At 46.2% G+C, this 19,118-nt stretch carries 18 protein-coding genes and 1 pseudogene; 11 read left to right on the top strand and 8 right to left on the bottom strand.

Annotated features, from left to right (window positions below):
• Nucleotides 1-38: 38 nt before the first annotated feature.
• The 3 genes from AC3CIC_RS21475 (at nt 39) to AC3CIC_RS21465 (ending at nt 4,571) form a co-directional block, all read left to right on the top strand.
• Nucleotides 39-980: a LysR family transcriptional regulator gene (locus tag AC3CIC_RS21475; RefSeq protein ID WP_488516855.1), complete on the top strand. Its 942-nt coding sequence runs from the start codon at nt 39-41 to the stop codon at nt 978-980.
• A 754-nt stretch (nt 981-1,734) separates the two neighbouring features.
• Nucleotides 1,735-3,198, top strand: a complete 1,464-nt coding sequence (gene tnaA, locus AC3CIC_RS21470) for a tryptophanase (protein ID WP_488516165.1) — start codon at nt 1,735-1,737, stop codon at nt 3,196-3,198.
• A gap of 116 nt (nt 3,199-3,314) precedes the next feature.
• Nucleotides 3,315-4,571, top strand: coding sequence for an aromatic amino acid transporter (locus AC3CIC_RS21465; protein WP_488516164.1), 1,257 nt, complete (start codon nt 3,315-3,317; stop codon nt 4,569-4,571).
• Between the two features lie 428 nt (nt 4,572-4,999).
• Here the strand turns inward: AC3CIC_RS21465 and AC3CIC_RS21460 are convergent, their stop codons facing one another.
• The 4 genes from AC3CIC_RS21460 to AC3CIC_RS21445 all read right to left on the bottom strand — a co-directional run bounded on the left by AC3CIC_RS21460 (nt 5,000) and on the right by AC3CIC_RS21445 (nt 7,637).
• Complete coding sequence (locus tag AC3CIC_RS21460; RefSeq protein ID WP_488515890.1) at nt 5,000-5,917, bottom strand: IS5 family transposase; 918 nt, start codon at nt 5,915-5,917, stop codon at nt 5,000-5,002.
• A gap of 451 nt (nt 5,918-6,368) precedes the next feature.
• Nucleotides 6,369-6,824: a GNAT family N-acetyltransferase gene (locus AC3CIC_RS21455; RefSeq protein WP_488516163.1), complete on the bottom strand. Its 456-nt coding sequence runs from the start codon at nt 6,822-6,824 to the stop codon at nt 6,369-6,371.
• 36 nt (nt 6,825-6,860) lie between these two features.
• A complete protein-coding gene (locus AC3CIC_RS21450) occupies nt 6,861-7,415 on the bottom strand; it encodes an HD domain-containing protein (protein ID WP_488516162.1) in 555 nt (184 codons plus the stop codon).
• 63 nt (nt 7,416-7,478) lie between these two features.
• A complete protein-coding gene (locus AC3CIC_RS21445) occupies nt 7,479-7,637 on the bottom strand; it encodes a hypothetical protein (RefSeq protein ID WP_488516161.1) in 159 nt (52 codons plus the stop codon).
• Between the two features lie 341 nt (nt 7,638-7,978).
• On the opposite strand from AC3CIC_RS21445, the gene AC3CIC_RS21440 reads away from it, so the two are divergent.
• From AC3CIC_RS21440 to AC3CIC_RS21425, 4 genes and pseudogenes are all read left to right on the top strand, one after another.
• The gene (locus AC3CIC_RS21440; protein ID WP_016959973.1) at nt 7,979-8,272 is read left to right on the top strand and encodes a DUF6506 family protein; all 294 of its coding nucleotides are present in this window, start codon (nt 7,979-7,981) and stop codon (nt 8,270-8,272) included.
• 353 nt (nt 8,273-8,625) lie between these two features.
• Complete coding sequence (locus AC3CIC_RS21435) at nt 8,626-8,775, top strand: hypothetical protein (RefSeq protein ID WP_488516160.1); 150 nt, start codon at nt 8,626-8,628, stop codon at nt 8,773-8,775.
• Nucleotides 8,776-8,984: 209 nt separating this feature from the next.
• Nucleotides 8,985-9,947: pseudogene (locus tag AC3CIC_RS21430) on the top strand (transposase).
• Between the two features lie 339 nt (nt 9,948-10,286).
• Entirely contained in the window at nt 10,287-10,976 is a 690-nt protein-coding gene (locus AC3CIC_RS21425) for a hypothetical protein (RefSeq protein ID WP_488516159.1), read from the top strand.
• An 88-nt stretch (nt 10,977-11,064) separates the two neighbouring features.
• On the opposite strand, the gene AC3CIC_RS21420 is transcribed toward AC3CIC_RS21425, so the two are convergent.
• Nucleotides 11,065-11,937, bottom strand: a complete 873-nt coding sequence (locus AC3CIC_RS21420) for an AraC family transcriptional regulator (RefSeq protein WP_488516158.1) — start codon at nt 11,935-11,937, stop codon at nt 11,065-11,067.
• An 11-nt stretch (nt 11,938-11,948) separates the two neighbouring features.
• Nucleotides 11,949-12,305, bottom strand: a complete 357-nt coding sequence (locus AC3CIC_RS21415) for a nuclear transport factor 2 family protein (RefSeq protein ID WP_241823340.1) — start codon at nt 12,303-12,305, stop codon at nt 11,949-11,951.
• Nucleotides 12,306-12,592: 287 nt separating this feature from the next.
• On the opposite strand from AC3CIC_RS21415, the gene creD reads away from it, so the two are divergent.
• Nucleotides 12,593-14,038: a cell envelope integrity protein CreD gene (gene creD / locus AC3CIC_RS21410; RefSeq protein WP_488516157.1), complete on the top strand. Its 1,446-nt coding sequence runs from the start codon at nt 12,593-12,595 to the stop codon at nt 14,036-14,038.
• A gap of 67 nt (nt 14,039-14,105) precedes the next feature.
• On the opposite strand, the gene AC3CIC_RS21405 is transcribed toward creD, so the two are convergent.
• Nucleotides 14,106-15,035 carry a hypothetical protein gene (locus AC3CIC_RS21405; protein ID WP_488516156.1) on the bottom strand — a complete coding sequence of 310 codons (930 nt, stop codon included), beginning with the start codon at nt 15,033-15,035 and terminating at the stop codon, nt 14,106-14,108.
• Nucleotides 15,036-15,226: 191 nt separating this feature from the next.
• Between AC3CIC_RS21405 and AC3CIC_RS21400 the strand changes: the two genes are divergently transcribed.
• Complete coding sequence (locus tag AC3CIC_RS21400; protein ID WP_488516155.1) at nt 15,227-15,733, top strand: DUF3087 domain-containing protein; 507 nt, start codon at nt 15,227-15,229, stop codon at nt 15,731-15,733.
• 76 nt (nt 15,734-15,809) lie between these two features.
• Here AC3CIC_RS21400 and AC3CIC_RS21395 read toward each other — a convergent pair whose 3' ends face one another.
• Nucleotides 15,810-16,934 (bottom strand): agmatine deiminase family protein, encoded by a 1,125-nt coding sequence (locus AC3CIC_RS21395; protein WP_488516154.1) that lies wholly within the window; start codon nt 16,932-16,934, stop codon nt 15,810-15,812.
• Between the two features lie 258 nt (nt 16,935-17,192).
• On the opposite strand from AC3CIC_RS21395, the gene AC3CIC_RS21390 reads away from it, so the two are divergent.
• Together AC3CIC_RS21390 and AC3CIC_RS21385 are read left to right on the top strand one after the other, a co-directional pair.
• Nucleotides 17,193-18,149, top strand: coding sequence for an AAA family ATPase (locus tag AC3CIC_RS21390; RefSeq protein WP_017003094.1), 957 nt, complete (start codon nt 17,193-17,195; stop codon nt 18,147-18,149).
• A complete protein-coding gene (locus AC3CIC_RS21385) occupies nt 18,146-19,117 on the top strand; it encodes a DUF58 domain-containing protein (RefSeq protein WP_017003093.1) in 972 nt (323 codons plus the stop codon). The genes AC3CIC_RS21390 and AC3CIC_RS21385 overlap by 4 nt, the downstream gene beginning before the upstream one ends.
• Nucleotide 19,118 lies beyond the last annotated feature (1 nt).

Raw genomic sequence — 19,118 nt, 5'->3', positions numbered from 1 at the left:
TGTTAGTCCTTTAATGACAAAAGGTAGCAGTTGTGACAATGACTAAAGAAGGTGCTAATTTGCATTTACGGATTGTTAAAAATGCAATAAGTATGATCACTCCCGAACAAGCGTTTCTTCAGGTTGTTGAATCTGGCAGCTTTAAAAAAGCAGCACTTCATCTAGACGTGGAAGCCTCATCGCTCAGTCGAAAAGTCGCCGCATTGGAAGCAAGGCTTCAGGTCAAACTGCTTCAGCGCTCAACTGCGCGTTCACTGCCAACCGAATTGGGTCAGGCTTACTACAAAGGCCTTAGCAAACTCACCATCGAGCAATCTGCGCTGGAAGAGGAGATCACCGGCGGTTCGTCTTCAATTCGAGGGCGATTACGAGTGAGTGCCACGGTGGATTTTGGCGAGCGGTTTCTGGTGCCAGCCATTTTACAAATCCAAAAACAGGCACCGGACTTGTCGGTGGAATTGTTGCTTGGCAGTGACGTAGACAATCTGCTTGAGAAAAATCTCGATGTGGCGTTTCGCTTTGGGCCACTGGCTGATTCTTCGCTCTATGCACGGCAGGTGGGCGACATTCCCCGCGTGTTGGTAGCAAGCCCTGATTATCTAGCGAGAATGGGAACACCGAAAAAACTCGACGATCTGAAATCACATCAGTTTGTGCTGTATTCACTCTCTCAAGCGAGAGTGGATATTGCGTTTGAAGATGGCAATCTGTTTTCCCATCAAAGCATTCACAGCAATGTGGCTGCCAACAGCTTACGGTCAATTCGCCCTTTGGTGGTCGCAGGAGCAGGGATCCATTGGGGGCCAAGATGGTTGTATCAACAAGATCTGGATTTAGGGAGTGTGGTTGAGTTACTTCCACAGCACCCCGTGAAAGGCTTCTCGATTTTTGCAGTTTATACCGCAAGAGATTACCTACCCCAGAAAACACGGCGGTTTATCGATTGTGTTGTCGATCAACTCGCTGTACTTCGAGACTAAAAAGGAACTCGAGAGGGAGCGGTTAATGGGTGAGAGAATGAATAATGTGTGGGATGGTTTTGGACAGAAGGGCGTTAGGTATTTCACTTCATGAGCATCGTGTAATTAGATAATTTTAAGAGTAAATGTCGAGTTTCAAACTTGAAGCTAAGCGTTTTTTCTCTCGTCTTATACCAACGCCGCTATCTCTGTGGCCTATATTACGAGATAAAATTATTACACACCTTTGTTGGAAACTATCCAAATTAATATACAAAATGGGCGGGCGTTTGATTCAGATAAAACATAGAAAAGTCACATTTTAATTTTTATTTGCATGTTAATTAATCATTGTTGTATAGTGTCAAGCATGTCAATAAGCTCATTGCTTTATATGAAGGAACATAAGATGACAATGTACCTCAAAACGCAATACGAAACATGCGTAACATCAATAGCTTGGTATACTCGCGACCATACTTTATCAATCTCTTCCTCTTCAAAACTCATCTAAGGCAACCCTTGCCTCGTTGAGCCACATATTGGTTCAATTGAATTCAAGTAAAAAATAATCTTATCGTTAATGCAAACTGCCAATAATTTGCATCGTTTTCGCTATTTTTATTTTTCACTTAACAAAACTGCATTCAATATAAATCAAAATTAATTTATTTTGATTCGAACCATTTCGCCTTGAAAATATAAGGTGAATGATTGTCATTGATTGCATTTATGATTAAAAGCCCCACAAAATATATTGAATAAAGGCATTATCATGGAAAACTTCAAACACCTACCAGAACCGTTCCGCATCCGAGTTATTGAACCAGTAAAACGTACGACTAAAGAGTATCGAGAAGAAGCTATTTTACGAGCAGGTATGAACCCATTCCTATTAGATAGCGACGATGTATTTATTGATCTCCTCACTGACAGCGGTACAGGGGCGATCACTCAACAAATGCAAGCCGCGATGCTGCGTGGTGATGAAGCATACAGTGGCAGTCGCAGTTACTACGCTCTCTCAAACGCAGTGAAAGAGATCTTTGGTTATGATTTAACTATCCCAACTCACCAAGGTCGTGGCGCAGAGCAAATTTATATCCCTGTACTCATTAACAAGGCAGAAAAAGAAAGAGGGCTAGACCGTAGCAAGATGGTTGCACTTTCAAATTACTTCTTCGACACCACCCAAGGTCACACACAAGTTAACTGCTGCGTTGCAAAAAACGTGTACACAGAAGAAGCGTTTGATACCTCAGTAAACGCAGATTTTAAAGGCAACTTTGACCTAATAAAGTTAGAGGACGCCATTTTAGAAGCTGGCCCAGAAAACGTTCCTTACATCGTTAGTACCATTACTTGTAACTCCGCTGGCGGACAACCTGTTTCCATCGCTAACTTAAAAGCAGTTTACGAGCTTGCCCAAAAGCACGACATTCCGGTAATTATGGATTCAGCGCGTTTTGCAGAGAATGCATATTTTATCCAACAGCGTGAAGAAGCCTTCAAAGATTGGACTATTGAGCAAATCACCTACGAAACGTACAAGTATGCTGATGGCTTAGCCATGTCGGCTAAGAAAGATGCAATGGTACAAATGGGTGGTCTGCTTTGCTTTAAAAATGAGTCTTTCATGGATGTATACACTGAGTGTCGCACTCTTTGTGTTGTTCAAGAAGGCTTCCCTACATACGGAGGACTTGAGGGCGGCGCAATGGAACGTCTCGCCGTTGGCCTGCGAGATGGCATGCGCCAAGAGTGGCTGGCGTACCGAATTAACCAGGTTCAGTATTTAGTTCAAGGCTTGGAAGATATCGGCGTGATATGTCAGCAAGCCGGCGGGCATGCTGCATTCGTCGATGCAGGTAAACTACTTCCTCATATTCCTGCAAGTCAGTTCCCTGCCCATGCATTAGCTTGTGAGTTATACAAAGTAGCGGGTATTCGCGCCGTAGAAATTGGTTCTTTGCTCTTAGGACGCGATCCGGCAACGGGTAAACAGCACCCTTGTCCTGCTGAATTGCTACGTTTGACGATCCCACGTGCAACTTATACTCAAACGCATATGGATTTCGTCATTGAAGCCTTCCAAAAAGTGAAAGATAACGCGGCGAACGTAAAGGGTTTAGCTTTTACGTACGAGCCTCCAGTACTGCGCCATTTCACAGCACGCCTGGTTGAAGTTGAGCCAGTTTCCGACACGCAGAAAAAGAAGCAAACGTTTACAGAAGCATAGTGTTAAGGGCGTGCCTCTTGGCTTGGGGCACGCTTTTTCTTAAGTGTCACAATAAGAAAATCTAGCTTAAGAAAGTATTTATCCAATATCGTGAATAATAACAAGTAGGTATATTTATGAAAGCTACTGCGACGAAAATTCCAACCCGCACGACTAATGAAACAACGAGTCCCTCTTTATTAGGTGGAGCCTGTATTATCGCCAGCATTTGTGTTGGCGCAGGCATGTTAGGGTTGCCGAGCGCAGGTGCAGGCGCTTGGACCACATGGTCAATAATTTCTATTATTTTTACTATGGTCATAATGACCATTTCGGGATGGATGTTACTCGAGGCGTTTAAGCACTACGACCTTAAAGTATCATTTAATACTGTCACTAAAGACATGCTTGGTGGAAAAATAAATAGCATTAACAATATTACCGTGTATTTTGTTGGTGGAATTTTATTGTATGCCTACATCACTTCGTCAAGCTTGATCCTTTCGGACATGTTTGACTTAAGTAGCAAAATAACATCCATCTTATTCGTTCTTGTTTTCTCAGCTTTTGTTTGGCATTCCACCCGATCGGTGGACAGAATATCAGTGATACTAATCGCTTTTATGGTTATAAGTTTTGTGCTTGGCATATCAGGTCTAGCAGTCAATATTGATGCATCAGTACTGTTTGACACTATTGAAAAACAAAGCAGTTACGCACCTTATGCGATGGCAATGTTACCCGTGGCGTTAACTTCATTCGGTTACCACCATTCTGTCTCTTCAATGCGCTCATACTACGGGGAAGAACGCCGCGCTAAATACGCTATTTTAGGCGGCACAACTATCTCGCTGGTTTTATATCTGTTATGGCTGCTATCAATATATGGCAACTTGAATAGAAACCAATTTGGTCCTGTAATTGAACAAGGAGGGAACGTTGATATACTCCTTTCAACTCTTGATTCTGTCATTGCTTCCGACAGCGTGGCCAATGCCATCAATAGCTTCTCAATGGCGGCTCTACTCTCTTCATTCATCGGTGTTGGTTTAGGTGTTTTTGACTTTATTGCAGACTTATTCAAATTTAGCGATACCAGACTAGGACGCTCTAAATCTTGGGCCGTGACGTTTTTACCGCCATTGTTCATGTCTCTGATGTTCCCATTCGGCTTTGTCATCGCGATTGGTTACGCTGGTGCCGCCGCCACTGTTTGGGCTTGCATTATCCCAGCTATGCTTGCTTATAAATCACGTACTCGTACAGGTGGCAATAAGGGCTTTATCGCACCAGGAGGAACCGCAATGATTATCGTGGTTATTGCCTTTGGTGTGCTAACGGCATTGTTCCACATTATGTCTATGATGGGGATGCTACCTACTTTCCTAGGCTAGTAAAACCTTGACGGGACAACCTTGACGGAACAGTCACTGAGGAGCCCCCACAAAGTTAAGCAGTAACCTTTTGAGCTAACGATGATATATCTAATAGTAATGTAAGTGTGTCTCGCCAAACATCTACAGAGAATTGCCAAGACGATTTTTTATAGCGGCGTAAACCTAGGTTAAGGTAGCTCAATACTCGCCGACCCTTGATGGGATTTGCTTGGAAACGACACTGAATGCCTTGTTGTTCGGCGAGTAAACCTAACGTTATAAATATCGTAAAGCGAGCGTTGATGGTAGCTATTTGTAGAGGTCAACTCATTCCGGACAATAAATTAGGCCGATTTCAGCTTTCGCAGGTGAAAGCTACCGAACTCGATAGGCCTTGTTGATCAAATCGTTAAGCTAACGAATTGATCCTATTTGATTTTAACGGCCTAACCAGTTGGTTTTCTAACAGGCATACCGAGTCTTATGACTTTGTTCATTGCCTTGACGTTCGCTAACGCTTCTCCGACTTGTGCGTTGTAATCTCTTAACGTCAATTTTGGACTGAGTAACTGCTTATAGCGGTACATCGCCGTTTCTGACAATGACCGTTTGTGATAACCACTTTCTTGTTTCCACGTGGCGAGATCACCCGATTTTAAGGCGCTTACAGCTATGTTTCGAGGATGCCCTTCCTCCCAAAAACCTGCGTTACTTCTCGGAGGAATGGTGGGTGTTATCCCCTTATTTTTCAATACACGATGGCACGCTTTAGTATCATAAGCACCGTCAGCGCTCACTTGTTGAACCTTTCGACGAAGCGGATTCAACAACGTCGGTAAGACTTCATTATCACCAACACTATCCAAGCTCACTTCAGCAGCAATGGTCTCGTGCGTAGCGGCATCAATAGCGAGGTGCAACTTACGCCATACTCGGCGTTTTTCTTTACCATGCTTACGCATTTTCCATTCACCTTCCCCATACACTTTTAGACCAGTGGCATCGATGACGACATGAGCGATAGGCCCACGGCTTGGAGAACGATAGTGAACTTCGACGGTCTTTGCTCGCTTGCTAATACAGCTATAAGAAGGAGACGTCAGTGGAACATCCATGAGCACAAACAGCGAGTTAATGAATCCTTCGAGTGCTCGCAAAGGGAGCTTGAAAACTCCTTTGATCATCAATGCCGTCTCGATCGATGCATCACTGAATTGAAAACCCCGACCGCGCTTCCCATGGTGTTTATTGCAGCGCCAAGATTTGATGGCAGCAGCATCAATCCAAAAGGTGACCGAGCCACGATTTTTCAGGGCTTGGTTGTATTCTTTCCAGTTGCTGATCTTGTGCTTGGATTTGCCCATCATCATCTACCTGTTTGAGGTCCTGATGATCTGATCGCGGCTATTGGGATTAGTTCAATGATTTAGGAAACAACGCCAACTCGATACGGTTGGTTAAAAAGAAATAGCAATCTTGATGGCGTATTGAGAAAACGCATAACAATTCAGCCAAACAGATGCTTAATACAGGCCTAAGCTGGATGCTCAAAGAGCAAGCGAGGCTTATCTGGTATGGCAATCGAGTAAAAGGTGCAAAGTCACGCTGGCTTGAATAGATAGCTCTAGTAAAAACGAGTGCCCTCAAACCTATGGTTACGGCAGCCAAAACGGTGAATAGCCACTTTTGCAGGCATTATGCATAAGAAAAATTTGATCTTTGTGAGACGATTCAAGACTCAGATGCTCGAAATGCAAACTCATTTTGGGGCAAAAGTGTGTTGGAACATCACCTCGACACTATTCGCTGAAAAACTCATCGGTACAATGTCCTTACCCAACACATAGGCACAAACCTGATGCCATTAAATACCGCTTCGCTGTCGGTGGTGTTGAAACCTTGGGATGCGTAAAAGCTGACTGAATTAACCGATGCCCTTAAACGAACTTCGTCGGCATCCGCTAGCGTTAACAGGTGCTGCAATAACAACTTACCTAAACCCCTTCCTTGATAATCACTATCGACGAACAAATGCGTTATATAGTCTTTGCCTCTGATCGCACCAAAGCCGATCAATTTTCCATTATCAGTCATTTTCGCACTCTGAAAGCACGTTCGATCAAACGTCGTTTCTACGTCTGGCAGGACTTTCATGGTAAAGAACTCCCGCCCTTCTTCACTAAAATGTGGAAGGATATTTGTATTAGCCACACGACCAACCAACTCAACGACTGATGCTAAATCGGCGAAATCCGTTTCTTCGATAATCATTGTTTGTTCCTAACTCAAATGCATTCTGTCAGTGCTTTATCTGGCGTCCTTTAGCCAGCCTTTCTTTACCGCATCGTCGAGTTGTTCATGAAACCAGCCGTATATTTCTGGGCTTTCATTCTCGATAAACTGATGCATTTTTATCACCTGATGTTTACGTATGCCGTTTTCTTTCCATGCTCGACCTTCACTGGTGATGTTATGAAGAAACGGCAATATGCGATCAATGACTTTCAGCAGTTTCGCTTCTTTGCTTTCGCCAGCCTCTTGCTCTCCCCAAAGATCAACCATGTCTTCTATTGGGTTCCCTGGGTGCGAAGCAATTTGATTGACACTCTCACGCTCTTTGATGTGCGCACTTTCTCGATTGTCGCTATAGAGAAAGGTATCGCCCGCACCAATTTCTCCAAGATCATGAATCAGTGCCAGCTTGATGAGTTTTGGAATGTCGTAATCATCTTGCAGTAGCGCTGCGAATGCCCAACAAGCCATCGCCAAATGCCATGAGTGTTCCGCAGAGTTTTCAACCCGCTCACCGCCGTTGATGTAAGTTCGTCGATCCACAGATTTCAATGCATCCAACTGCAACATAAAATCTGATATTAAGGAAATCCTATTGGCCAAATGTTGTCTCCTGCCTATATAAAAGGGCGTTTATTCATTCACTTCAATTTTTGAAAGTGGACAAAAATAGTAAGTCCCACCAGCGATTAACGCGCCAAGTACGAAAGCGAACAAAACATTGACGTCATAACTCAAGGCAACTTGGATCGAAATGACTGAACCAACACTAGCAATAATGACTGCCGTCATAGAAATGCGCCAAGCTTTATCACAATGAGAACAATGCTTTGCACGCATCGTCCGTGTAAACAGAGCTTTAGAAAAAGGTATCGTTTTTTCATTGCAGTGGGGGCATTTCAACATACGTATTTATCCAAATGACTAAAGTGATAAACATCAGCTAAAACTGATATGACAAGAAGTTGCGGACACGCCTATGTGCCCTTCCCCACCATAAATGTCGGTTTAGCGATCCGGACGTTCTAATGCATTAAACTAAAACATAAAGTCCGATATAGCGGAAACCCTATCGGTCAAATATCGGCAACGAGCTCATTTAATGCGACCATAAACACAACCAAGGATGCCCTATGATTTCCCGCTACGGTTTCATCATAAAATCACCGGATTACCAGAAAGATCAGCATCAGTCTGTAATTGAATCCCCTCTGTTTCGCTCAGAAATTCTCGGCGTGAGTTCAGATGAAGAAGCAATTGACGCAGCCAGACAGCTCATTGCCAATGGCGCTCAAGTGGTCGAGCTTTGCGGTGGGTTTGGTCAAGAGAGCGCTGAGAAGATCATTACTAAGCTGGACAGCGATATCCCCGTTGGGTTTGTGGCGTTCTCAGAGTGCGAAATGAAAAAACTGGATGGGCAAGCCTAAAACTGATGTGTTATTTCCGTGATCCGCTGGGAACAGTGTTACGCCTAGGTTTACTTGAACACCCAATAAACGCCATTTGAGTGTTAATAATACGCAAAAAACCTCAAATTTTGAGGGCTGAAATGTCGTCTTTTGTTCATAACTCATTCGATTTACGGCAATTTTTGCCAACTACTGTGAGTTTATGCAATCTATTGTAATGGAACGTAAATTCAGTATTCACATGCTGACTCCCCCCGTACTATGCCTGAAAAACAACAACGCCCCACGGTTAATAACACGCAATAAATTATAACGTTACGTCACGCTAACTTATTGCCACGGGCATAAAAATAGACTCTTGGAGCTTGCGCATGTCTACACCAACTCAAAACAAACCCAAAACATCATCCATCAAACGATTCATGGCATTTATCGTTAACTTTCCACCGTATTTGTATTTCCCTGTTAAACAGAAAGCACCTGAAAAAACCGTCAGCGACAGCGTAAAGGAAAACGCGTAACCGAGATTGAAAGCACCGAAAACTCGGTGCTTTGTTGTGTTTTAGTGCGTGAAAATGATGAAAATGAAAATGAGGACAGTCACCTCAAGAAAAAGATAAACCAGTCAGTTTCATTCCAATGAGTAGAGCCCCATAAATCAACGAACCCGATGCGACGACACATAGAAACCCATGTAGCTTTATGACATACCATACTATCGGCTTCTTCTATGACTACAGCCCGCTCATCACTGATCAATGTATCAGCCACGCCATACTATCATTGCGTGTCTCGCTGCGTTCGCCGCTCATTTCTTTGTGGCTATGACAAACACGCAGACAAGAGCTTTGAACACCGACGAGAGTGGATTGAGAAACGTCTGCTACTGCTCGCACAGATATTCTGTATCGATGTTTGCGCTTACGCCATTATGAGTAATCACTATCACGTCGTTTTGCACATTAACACCAAAGAAGCAGGATTATTATCCCTGGAGCAGGTCGCTGAGCGATGGCTGTCACTACATTCAGGTCCGGTGTTGGTGAACCGCTTTATGGGCGGTGACAAACTCTCCGAAGCCGAGCGTGAACGTTGTGAAGAAATTATCGAGGTCTGGCGAGAGCGACTGACCAGCATCAGTTGGTTTATGCGGTTGCTCAATCAACACATCGCTTCAGAAGCGAATCGGGAAGACCAATGTACTGGTCATTTTTGGGAAGGTCGTTTTAAAAGCCAAGCGCTGCTTGATGAAAAAGCACTAGCGGCAGCCATGGCGTATGTGGATTTAAACCCCGTTCGTACGGCTATTGCCGATACACCTGAGCAATCCGCTTTTACCTCCGTCAAAGCACGGATTGAAGCTTTGAGAAAAGAACAACACACCGCCCCCTACCTTTTCCCCTTTGTTGGAAATCCACGCGAACCCATACCCGATGGTATTCCCTTTCGATTAATGGATTATCTGGAACTTGTCGACTGGACAGGAAGGCAAATGCGGGACAACAAACGTGGGCATATCAACAGCGCTTAACCGCCTATTCTTTCAAGGCTCGGCTTTGATCCCGCAGATTGGCTAGAAGCTTGCATCCAAATAGAGCGGGGCAGGCTAGTGGGCAGCGATGTTGCAATCAAAGCTGCATTACCTCAACTAAACCGAAAGCGCATATCGGGGCTTAGACTGCCTGACGGCTAAACCTTCTCCTTCCTTACCCCAACTTCATCAACTAACAGGCAATCGCCTGTATTTATGCTGTCTCCCGTTCCCATACTTAGTGAGATTTGATGAGAAATCTAGTGACTTGGGGAGCTTGAGTGTCCTTCTGATAAATCTATCTTTACAACAGTAGGTGATCGACAAGTTAGTTGTTGCCGTTCTCTAACGGTGACGGTCCTAGTAAGTTGAGTTACTGTCCTAGTAAGTTACTCTCATCAAAACAGCGATTATTTCCGTTCGGTCTTAGGATTGAGTGACCACTGTAAATTGAATTGCGTTAGCGTATACAAGGTGTGTATCGCTTGTAGTGACGACGAATTGGGTGAATGGATTGATAAGGATATCCTGATGTTTGGTGACACGCTTTCAGCTGCGTTTTGGTTTACATTTCGGCACAAGATGGTGCTTTTACGCATTACCATTATCCCAATTTTGGTGTCAATTTTGCTGCAATTGGTCGCGATTGAATTGCAAAGCGAATCGTTCAGTTATGCCGTGATATTCATAGAAGCGATATTAAGCTCAATTATCGCCATAAACGTTCACCGCATTGTGCTTGAAGGGGAAGAGTCAGTACCTAAGTGGGGGCGATTCAAGATAGGCAAGATAGAGCTGTGGTTTTTGGCACATTACCTCAGTCTTTGGTTCGGGGTTTATGCGATATTTCTGTTAGCGCCGGTGCTTGGTGCGCTTGTTGGTGTGCTCATTGTTGTAGGGGGGATTTTTTCATGCCGCCTCTGCCTCGTATTTCCTGCGATTGCTCTCGGAAAAGCCGTATCGTTTCCTTATGCATGGAATCTGACAGCGCAGCGAACATTCTACATGCTCTGCGTCGTCGCAATAGCACCGCTGGTTTTTAGCTTCTTCTTAATCCCTCTGGGACTTCTCGGTGTTCCTGATGCGATCTTTACCTTTTTTAGTCATGTCATCACGATACTTGCGGTTGTCACGTTGTCATTCGCTTATCAGAAACTGACGGAGGAACCGAAGCATTTGGAAAGAGACTGAGGAATAGAAAAAGAGAAGCAAGGCAGGAGATGAGTCGCATTCTAAATACAATTTGGTGGCGAAATTTCTCTGTCATTTTATGCCCCTATTATCGAATAGGGATAGAATAGTAAATGACCGACTCATCTGAATTAGGTTGGTATTCTCTTCCATATGTTTCAATGTCTGGTCCTTGAGTATGCCAGTCGATCCCCCCCATCAACCACGTGGAATAAATGAAATTTACCGTGCTGTCTAATTGCGTTGGTTTCCCTCGATGTGAAAACTTGGCATATCGTGATGCTGCGACCGACACGGCGGTGAACCCATCAGGAATGTGTGTCAGTGACGAAACCTCTACTGCTGCAATGTATTCCAACAATTCGGCGTTTTCTGTTGTTGGTTGCACCACACCGTAAGCCACATAAGGATCGCTGCGGCATTGAATTTCTTTGATTCTTGGTAAAAATGCGTCCCAAAGTGCCGGCAAGATTTGGCTGATATTATTTTTATCTGAGTCAGACCCATAAAACGTGGTTCTCAGCCCGACGAGCATCATGGCTTTCTGGTCAATGATCTCTGGTTCCAATTTAACTTGTTGATTCAAGTGACGCAGGTAATCAGGTGTAAATTGAATCTTTTTCAACCATCGTTTCTTGCCTTCTATCTGCCTATATTGGTTTGGCGTCACACCGAAAAGTGACTTAAAGGCGCGCGTATAGGCCTCTTGAGATTCAAATCCCGCTTCCAGCGCAATATCCAATATGCGGTTGTCGTCGACCTCAAGGGAAAGCAATGAGCACGATAACCGGCGATTTCGAATGTAGGTTTTTAACGTCTCACCGGTTAGCGCTTTGAAGATACGTTGGAAATGCCATTGGCTTAACCCTGCAATTCTCGCCACGCTATTCAACTGTATGTCGTTTCCAAGGTTGGCTTCGATAAAATCGACGCCAATCTGAATTTTGTCCAAATAGGTCAATATGCTTACCCTTATTCTGGCAATTCAAAAAAGCCGGTGGCGGATACCAACTGCCCTTCATCATTGTATTCACCGATACTGATCCCCTCTCCGAGTATATGTCCTTCTCGATCGCACATATTCCATTTCGCGAGGCATTTATTGTGGTGTGACATGAAATACGTCGTAACAAAGTGACCACCATCGACTTGTTGATGAAAGTCCAACATATACTGAAGCAAGTCGTCCCAAGTCTCTGTTTGAATGAGGGGGTCGGTATACACCACATTTTCATTCATTGACTGCCTAAACAGCGCAATTTTTTCTTCTTTTGATTCAGCCTTCCAAGCGCTTGCGTAGGTTTCCCATATTTTCTGCTTTTCCATCATTACTTACCTTTCGTTTAAAAATGGCAGTTTGACGAATATTGAACATGCAGTTTTGATATTTTGTGCGATTTTCACATTGAACCATCATAGTGATTGGCGAACTGAACGTTGAAACCCGTTCACATTAAGTCAAACCATCTTCTGTAAATCATCAGACTTCCGTTTGGCTTAACTGCGCCGCCATATTCTCGCCACCATTGATCACCACATTGCCAGCCTGTGACTTCGTTGCTTTGGTTTAATGTCCTTTCACACATCATCTCGCCAATCATTCGCAAGGAAGACTCATGACTGATTTAATTTTTGGGCTTCTCGCCCTATTGCTGCTCGCCGTTTTTGGCTTTGGCGCATTCGTGTTAGTAAAAACAGTGCTAAACCGTTTAAACATCAATATTGATTTACCTGAGGTGCAAGCGCGCAGCTCCCTGTTATTAAAAGGCGTGTTGGCCTTGGTGCTTTGTTTGCTCGCCATCGTGCCACTCTCCATGGTGCATGACATGGCGAACGAGCGGGAGTATTTGTACAAAGACGTGGTGAATGAAATTGGCCAATCGTGGGGGAGTGAGCAAACTTTGGCGGGCCCAGTTTTGGTGCTGCCTTACACCTATGTGGTGATTCAAGAGGTGGCAACGGGTGACGGGGAAGTGAAAGAAGTGAGTGAACGTCGGACACGTCGCTACGACGAAGTCGTGATCTTACCGACAACGCTGGATCTGAAAGCGGGATTAACACATGACTTTCGCACTCGAGGCATTTATCAGTCTCTCGTTTACCAAAGCACGATCGAAGGTAAGGCTGATTTTCAATTTGCGTTACCCAATATTGCCAACCTCGAAACCTTCCATTTTGATGCCGCACGTTTGGTGTTCGGGTTATCCGCAAATAAAGCGATTGATGGCGTAGACATGTTCACGGTGACAGGAGAAGGGCTACCCGCTGAAATGAGTTTGATGTCGGGCACCGGGCTGGACACTGATGCACTGAAACGTGGCTTTCATCGTCCGATCTCGCTGGCGGAAACACCCGTGCCGTTTACGTTGGATTTTAAAATCCGTTTACGTGGTTCTCAAGGAATTGGTTTCTTGCCGTTAGGGGAAAGCTCAACCTTCGAATTAACAACAGACTGGCCGCACCCAAGCTTTGTGGGCGCACTGCCAACGGCGAGAAACATTAACGATAACGGCTTTTCTGCCACATGGGATATCAGCCATTTAAGCCGAAATTATCCGCAGGTGTTTGTTGATTCTGCCAGCATCAATCTCGAAGAGGCGAATGCTTATACCCAGCTATTTGAGCCAAACACCCACTACGGAAAGATTGAGCGATCATTGAAGTACGGCCTGCTGTTTGTTGCGCTGACGTTTATTGTACTGATGATGTTCGAACTTGGTATGAAGCAAGGCAATGCACAGAGCTTGTCGGCACTGCAATACGCCATGGTGGGCGCTGCCATGACGCTATTTTATCTGGTGCTATTGGCGCTTTCTGAACACATGAGTTTCACCATGGCATTCATGGCGGCAGCGAGTATTCCATTAATCAGCATTCCCGCGTATGTGGGCAGCGCAACAGGCAGCGTGGGGAGAGGCGTGATCATGCTGTCTATGCTTGTCGGTTTGTATGCGCTCTTGTACTCCATCCTGCGTCTCGAAGACTACGCCTTGCTAATGGGCAGTGGTTTGTTGGTCACGGTGTTGTTGACCTTGATGTTTATGACAAGGAAGAAAAGGTAGCGTCATAATGAAGGGAAGGGCGAATAATGGTTATAGCACAACGCCGCCCTCTCCCTCCCCACGCGCTTCACCACACATCCTTGTTCGGATCATTGGCTTCGGCCCACGCAGCGTCTTCTCGCGCTTCTAAATACAGTTGCAAACCATTGTATGAGGCAAATGCCGCCGCGCCGCCAAGGTGTTGGAAGTCATCAAAATAGTTATCTTCTAGCGGGCACAATTCAGAAAGCGTGCTCGCCCCTTTTGCTATTGCCCACTGAATGGCAAAGCTCGGCGCAATCGTGCCTGAAACCGAGACGTCTTCAATGGATAAGTCAAGATCACTTCGGGCTGCGGCTTCGCGTTTTTCAGCTTCTTCAATGGCAATGTCATCAATGATTTGGGTGCGGCGAGCGGGGGAAATTCGCTTATTTAATTTCGCGATTTTTAACGCGTAATCAAAACGCGCGGGGGTGACAATTTCAACCAGTTGAGTGAGCAGTTCTTTGTCGATATCGCTCGCTTTTTCAAAGAAATCGACACAATTTCTGAGTGACGCATAGCATGTGCCGTTGAATTCAAAACTGCTCGTATCATCCATCGCATCAAAAGTCAGGCCGTCGACAATCAGTGGCCACCCTTGATACGCCACGCGCTGTTTGGCAATTTCATACATGTGCCAGGCACTTTCACCAAAGCCGCCCAAGATGGACCCTGAAAATTCACTCTCGTCGAGTTCTTCTTTGGTCCAGTTTTCACCGATGGCGAGGTGCTTGGTGTATTTGGAGATGAGCGCCTGTTTAACGTGAGCGCGAAACTGCCAAATGGAATTGATGTCGCGAGAGTGTTTGATGGCATCGCATTCTTTGCATGCCGGTAACGCCAACAATGCATGTTCGACATTTTTTCGGGCCGTACGTGGAAAATGAAGAATTTCCGATGAGGGTTCACCACAGAACCAGCAAATGTGGCGCTGGTTGAACGGGATATCGATCAATGTATGAGAGTGAGTTTGCATGGCCGCTTTTACGCTTATTCTGATGGCAGCAGTTTACTGGGTAAGCGCATCAATGTATCTCTTCTTGCGACAACAAAATCCGCTTCTTTTTTCTGGCTTGTCTCAACGGATACCATTTGCAACAAAGTATCCCTTAATCAACCCATTGAAAGGTGTATGATTTCAGACAGGCCACGAACATTGGAAAGCCCATGCAGTTAATCAAGATCGACAAAACGTTATACCGTTCACGTTTAAACAGGGTGATCGTCGCCTGTATTGCCATTTTGGCGATATCAAGCTTGGCGATTTCTCAGACATTGATACTGATTTTCCCGTCTCAAACGGGATCTCACTTTCATTGGAATTTGCTTGGCGTGGTGGTGAGCGCGATTGGGTTGGTGATGACGCTGGTCAAGCTGAAAACTCACCCTAAAATGCGCGAAGTGGCGTATGTATGGGATCTTAAGCAGGCGCTGAATTTAATCTATCGAAAGAACAGAAAGCTCGTAGCGGCAGCCAAACAGGGCAATCCTGATGCCATGCTGGCGCTTCAGTTCAGCTATGAAGGCTCTCGCCAGTTGTGGCAACTGGACGACAACACCATCACCATGAGCAGCCTCAATGATGCGCAGTCACAATTAGATGAGTGGGTTCGCGAGTACAATGTGCAGTTAGACATTACAAACTATCACTCAGCATCACTTAAAGCGTTTTAATCCGCGATCCGATAGGGCGTCAGCTTTGTAGCTATGCGCCTTATTACTTCAACTATCAAAATCACTTCGACCTATATCACTTCAATTTATCCATCGCTTTCGGCTCTTGCTGGGTCGCACAGTGCACACTGCCACCACCGGCAGCAATCGCATCAAGGTTCAATGTTTCGACTTGACGATCCGGGAACAAAAGTTCGAGGGTTTCCTGGGCTTTTTTGTCTGCGGCTTTGTCGCCAAACTCTTGCATGATCACCGCACCATTACAGACGTAAAAACCCACATATCCGGCGGCGAAATCGGGGTCGTCATATTCCTCCCTTACGCTTGAAGGTGTTTCAAGCGGGTGAACCGTGAGCCTATTACCTTGTGCATCAGTCGCGTTGGCTAAGATACTCGCATGCTCTCGGGTTAAGGCGAATTCGTAAGAATTGGGATCAGTCTCTATGCCCACTACCACATTGCCCGGCGTGGTAAATCGCGCATAAAAATCGGTGTGACCATCGGTAATGTCATGCCCTTTGATACCGGGCAGCCAGATAATTTTCTCAAGCCCGAGCAACGGCATGATCAGATCTTCAAACTGCGCTTTTGACATGTTCGGGTTTCGGTTGTTATTGAGGGTGCAACTCTCGGTAATGATCGCTGTGCCGATACCGTCCACTTCAATGCAGCCGCCCTCCATCACCAGAGGGGTATTGATAACAGGTACATTCGCCAACTTGGCAATCTGCGTCGCTACCGTCGCATCTTTCTGATGCATTTGTTTGTCGCCCCAACCATTAAAGTTGAAATCCACCGCGCCAGTATTTCCCACGTTGTTTAGCACAAACGTCGGGGCGGTATCACGCGCCCACAGATCGTCCATGTCACCGACAATCAGATCCACCTTGTCGCCCATCAGTGATTTTGCCAATGCCATGTCTTTTTGACGCACCAACATCGACACAGGTTCATATTTGGCAATGGTCAACGCAATATCAGCCAGATTTTCTTGCACGACAGGCAATAGGTCGCTTCCCCAGATCTGTTTGTTGGCGCCAAACGCCATCCATGTTCGCACGTGCGGTGAGGCTTCATCTGGCATAAACCAACCTTGAGAGAAATTTGTCGCGCCTGTTGTTTTGGCACTAAGACGATGCGTTAACGGCAATGTCATGGCGAGCACACTGGCATGTTGGATAAATCGACGACGAGTGATCATGCTTCCCCTTGAATTAAGGCTGATGATTTAACTATCAGAAAGATAGCAGACACATCATCATAGGGAGCCTTCGCATTATTGAGTGGTGCGTTTTTAAGAGAACACTGATTGCGCATTACTTTCGGTGCACTGCGCTTTTTCCCCTTGAAAGCGAGCGCAATGACCTCCATTTTGAGTGGCAGTGAACCTCTACACCGTCACGCGGTCTCAAACAGGTCATTTTTCCTTTGCTTTTGATTCACCAAGGACAAGAATTTTATGTTATCGGATACTTTTCAACGCCTTAATGATTACCTGCAAAGTCAGGTTATCGGCCAACCACAACTGGTTAAGCAACTGCTGATCGCTTTATTGGCAGACGGTCACATCTTGGTGCAAGGGCCACCGGGTCTCGCAAAAACCCGCGCAGTCAAAATGTTAGCGGACTGCATTGAAGGGGATTTCCACCGCATTCAATTCACCCCTGACCTGCTGCCAGCCGATCTAACGGGTACCGACATTTTCCGTCCTGAAACGGGAGAGTTCACCTTTCAGCCGGGGCCAATTTTCAATTCACTGGTACTGGCGGATGAAATAAACCGCGCGCCTGCCAAAGTGCAGGCCGCCATGCTTGAAGCGATGGCAGAAAAGCAGATCACGGCAGGCAGAAAAACCTATCCGTTACCCGAGCTATTTCTGGTGATGGCGACGCAAAACCCGATCGAGCAAGAAGGCACGTATCCGCTGCCGGAAGCGCAGCTCGACCGCTTCTTGCTGCAATTGAACGTTGAATACCCAGATGCCGACAGTGAACTAGAGATCCTTCGTCTTAATCGCGGCGAAGCGCAAGGTCTAGAGAAACAAGAGCCTGTGCATCTAAAACAAGAGAACATTTTTGAAGCACGTCAGGCTGTGCTTGGCATTCACATGGCAGAAGATGTAGAGAAGTACATCATTCGTTTGATCATGGCGACACGCGATCCGCATCGTTACAGCGACAAACTGGCGGCGTGGCTACAAATGGGTGTCAGCCCTCGCGCCACGTTAGCGTTAGATCGCTGCGCCCGTGCACATGCATGGCTAGCAGGGCGAGATTTCGTGACCCCCGACGATGTGCAAGCCATGGCCTACCCTGTGCTGCGCCACCGCCTGCTGTTGAGCTACGAAGCGCAAGCAGAAGGTATCGCGGCGGATAGCGTGGTGAAACACTTGATTGAGCAGGTCGCCAGCGTATGAGCCTGACAGACACCACCGCGGTTTTGCCACCACACAGTGACGGCGTCAACGTGGGTCTGGCTGAACTGCTGCACTACCAGAAACAGGCGGTGCGATGGCTGCCGCCGGCGTTGAGCATTTGGTCGCAATTAAGCGGCCAACACGGCAGTCGCCAGAAAGGGCGCGGCATGAACTTCTCTGAAGTGCGTCCGTATCAATCGGGCGATGACATTCGCGCCATTGATTGGCGGGTGACGGCACGCACCGGAAAAACCCACACCAAGCTGTTCACGGAAGAACGGGAACAGCCTGTGATGCTGATGGTCGATCTCAGCGCCAGCATGAAGTTTGGTTCGCAACTGATGTTGAAATCGGTTCAAGCCACTCACTTTGCCAGCCTACTCAGTTGGTTGGTGGTGAGCCAACAAGATCGCATTGGTGCGGTGATCTACAACGGCATTCAACTGCGCGAGTGCAAACCGACCGCAAGACGCCAAGGTACCTTGCACATCATTCATGCCTTGATGGAATCCCACAAAGAAATGCTGACGGCAGAGAACCACACTGCCTCCACGGAAGGTTGGCAAGGGGCGCTTAGACACATGCACCATTTGTGTCCCAAAGGCAGTGAAATCGCCATCATCAGCGATTTTTACGCGCTGACCCAAGCGGACAAGCGCAGATTGAGCCAACTTCGCCAACATAACCGCATTCAGTTTGTGCAGATTTCAGACCCGCTTGAGCAGGGACAAACCGACTACCGCGGTCATGAATGGGTATCGGATGATATCGACACGGCATGGCTGGATTTTTCTGCGCGTAAAACCCGCGAAAGTCTGGCTATTCAGTACCAACGCCACCAGCAATTTATTACCGATATGGCGCGGTCGTTGGCGATTCCCCTGCATACCATCAGCGCCGCACAGCCGCTGTTGCAACAGATTGGCAGCACACGTCGCGGCAGTGCAAACGCTACCAATACGAAATGAG

It is taken from the genome of Enterovibrio sp. QJM3NY_24 (genome assembly GCF_057786035.1).
The sequence above is the reverse complement of the archived record's forward strand: the minus strand, read 5'-3'. Positions and strand labels throughout refer to the sequence as shown.

Bases quoted from the DNA above. Each gene is read 5' to 3' on its own strand.
- AC3CIC_RS21400 (WP_488516155.1), top strand. From the start codon at position 15,227: ATGCAGTTAATCAAGATCGACAAAACGTTATACCGTTCACGTTTAAAC.
- AC3CIC_RS21465 (WP_488516164.1), top strand. From the start codon at position 3,315: ATGAAAGCTACTGCGACGAAAATTCCAACCCGCACGACTAATGAAACA.
- AC3CIC_RS21460 (WP_488515890.1), bottom strand. From the start codon at position 5,917: ATGGGCAAATCCAAGCACAAGATCAGCAACTGGAAAGAATACAACCAA.
- AC3CIC_RS21395 (WP_488516154.1), bottom strand. From the start codon at position 16,934: ATGATCACTCGTCGTCGATTTATCCAACATGCCAGTGTGCTCGCCATG.
- AC3CIC_RS21415 (WP_241823340.1), bottom strand. From the start codon at position 12,305: ATGATGGAAAAGCAGAAAATATGGGAAACCTACGCAAGCGCTTGGAAG.
- AC3CIC_RS21435 (WP_488516160.1), top strand. From the start codon at position 8,626: ATGTCTACACCAACTCAAAACAAACCCAAAACATCATCCATCAAACGA.
- AC3CIC_RS21450 (WP_488516162.1), bottom strand. From the start codon at position 7,415: ATGTTGCAGTTGGATGCATTGAAATCTGTGGATCGACGAACTTACATC.
- AC3CIC_RS21405 (WP_488516156.1), bottom strand. From the start codon at position 15,035: ATGCAAACTCACTCTCATACATTGATCGATATCCCGTTCAACCAGCGC.
- AC3CIC_RS21475 (WP_488516855.1), top strand. From the start codon at position 39: ATGACTAAAGAAGGTGCTAATTTGCATTTACGGATTGTTAAAAATGCA.
- creD (WP_488516157.1), top strand. From the start codon at position 12,593: ATGACTGATTTAATTTTTGGGCTTCTCGCCCTATTGCTGCTCGCCGTT.
- AC3CIC_RS21385 (WP_017003093.1), top strand. From the start codon at position 18,146: ATGAGCCTGACAGACACCACCGCGGTTTTGCCACCACACAGTGACGGC.
- AC3CIC_RS21445 (WP_488516161.1), bottom strand. From the start codon at position 7,637: ATGACGGCAGTCATTATTGCTAGTGTTGGTTCAGTCATTTCGATCCAA.
- AC3CIC_RS21455 (WP_488516163.1), bottom strand. From the start codon at position 6,824: ATGATTATCGAAGAAACGGATTTCGCCGATTTAGCATCAGTCGTTGAG.
- AC3CIC_RS21390 (WP_017003094.1), top strand. From the start codon at position 17,193: ATGTTATCGGATACTTTTCAACGCCTTAATGATTACCTGCAAAGTCAG.
- AC3CIC_RS21440 (WP_016959973.1), top strand. From the start codon at position 7,979: ATGATTTCCCGCTACGGTTTCATCATAAAATCACCGGATTACCAGAAA.
- tnaA (WP_488516165.1), top strand. From the start codon at position 1,735: ATGGAAAACTTCAAACACCTACCAGAACCGTTCCGCATCCGAGTTATT.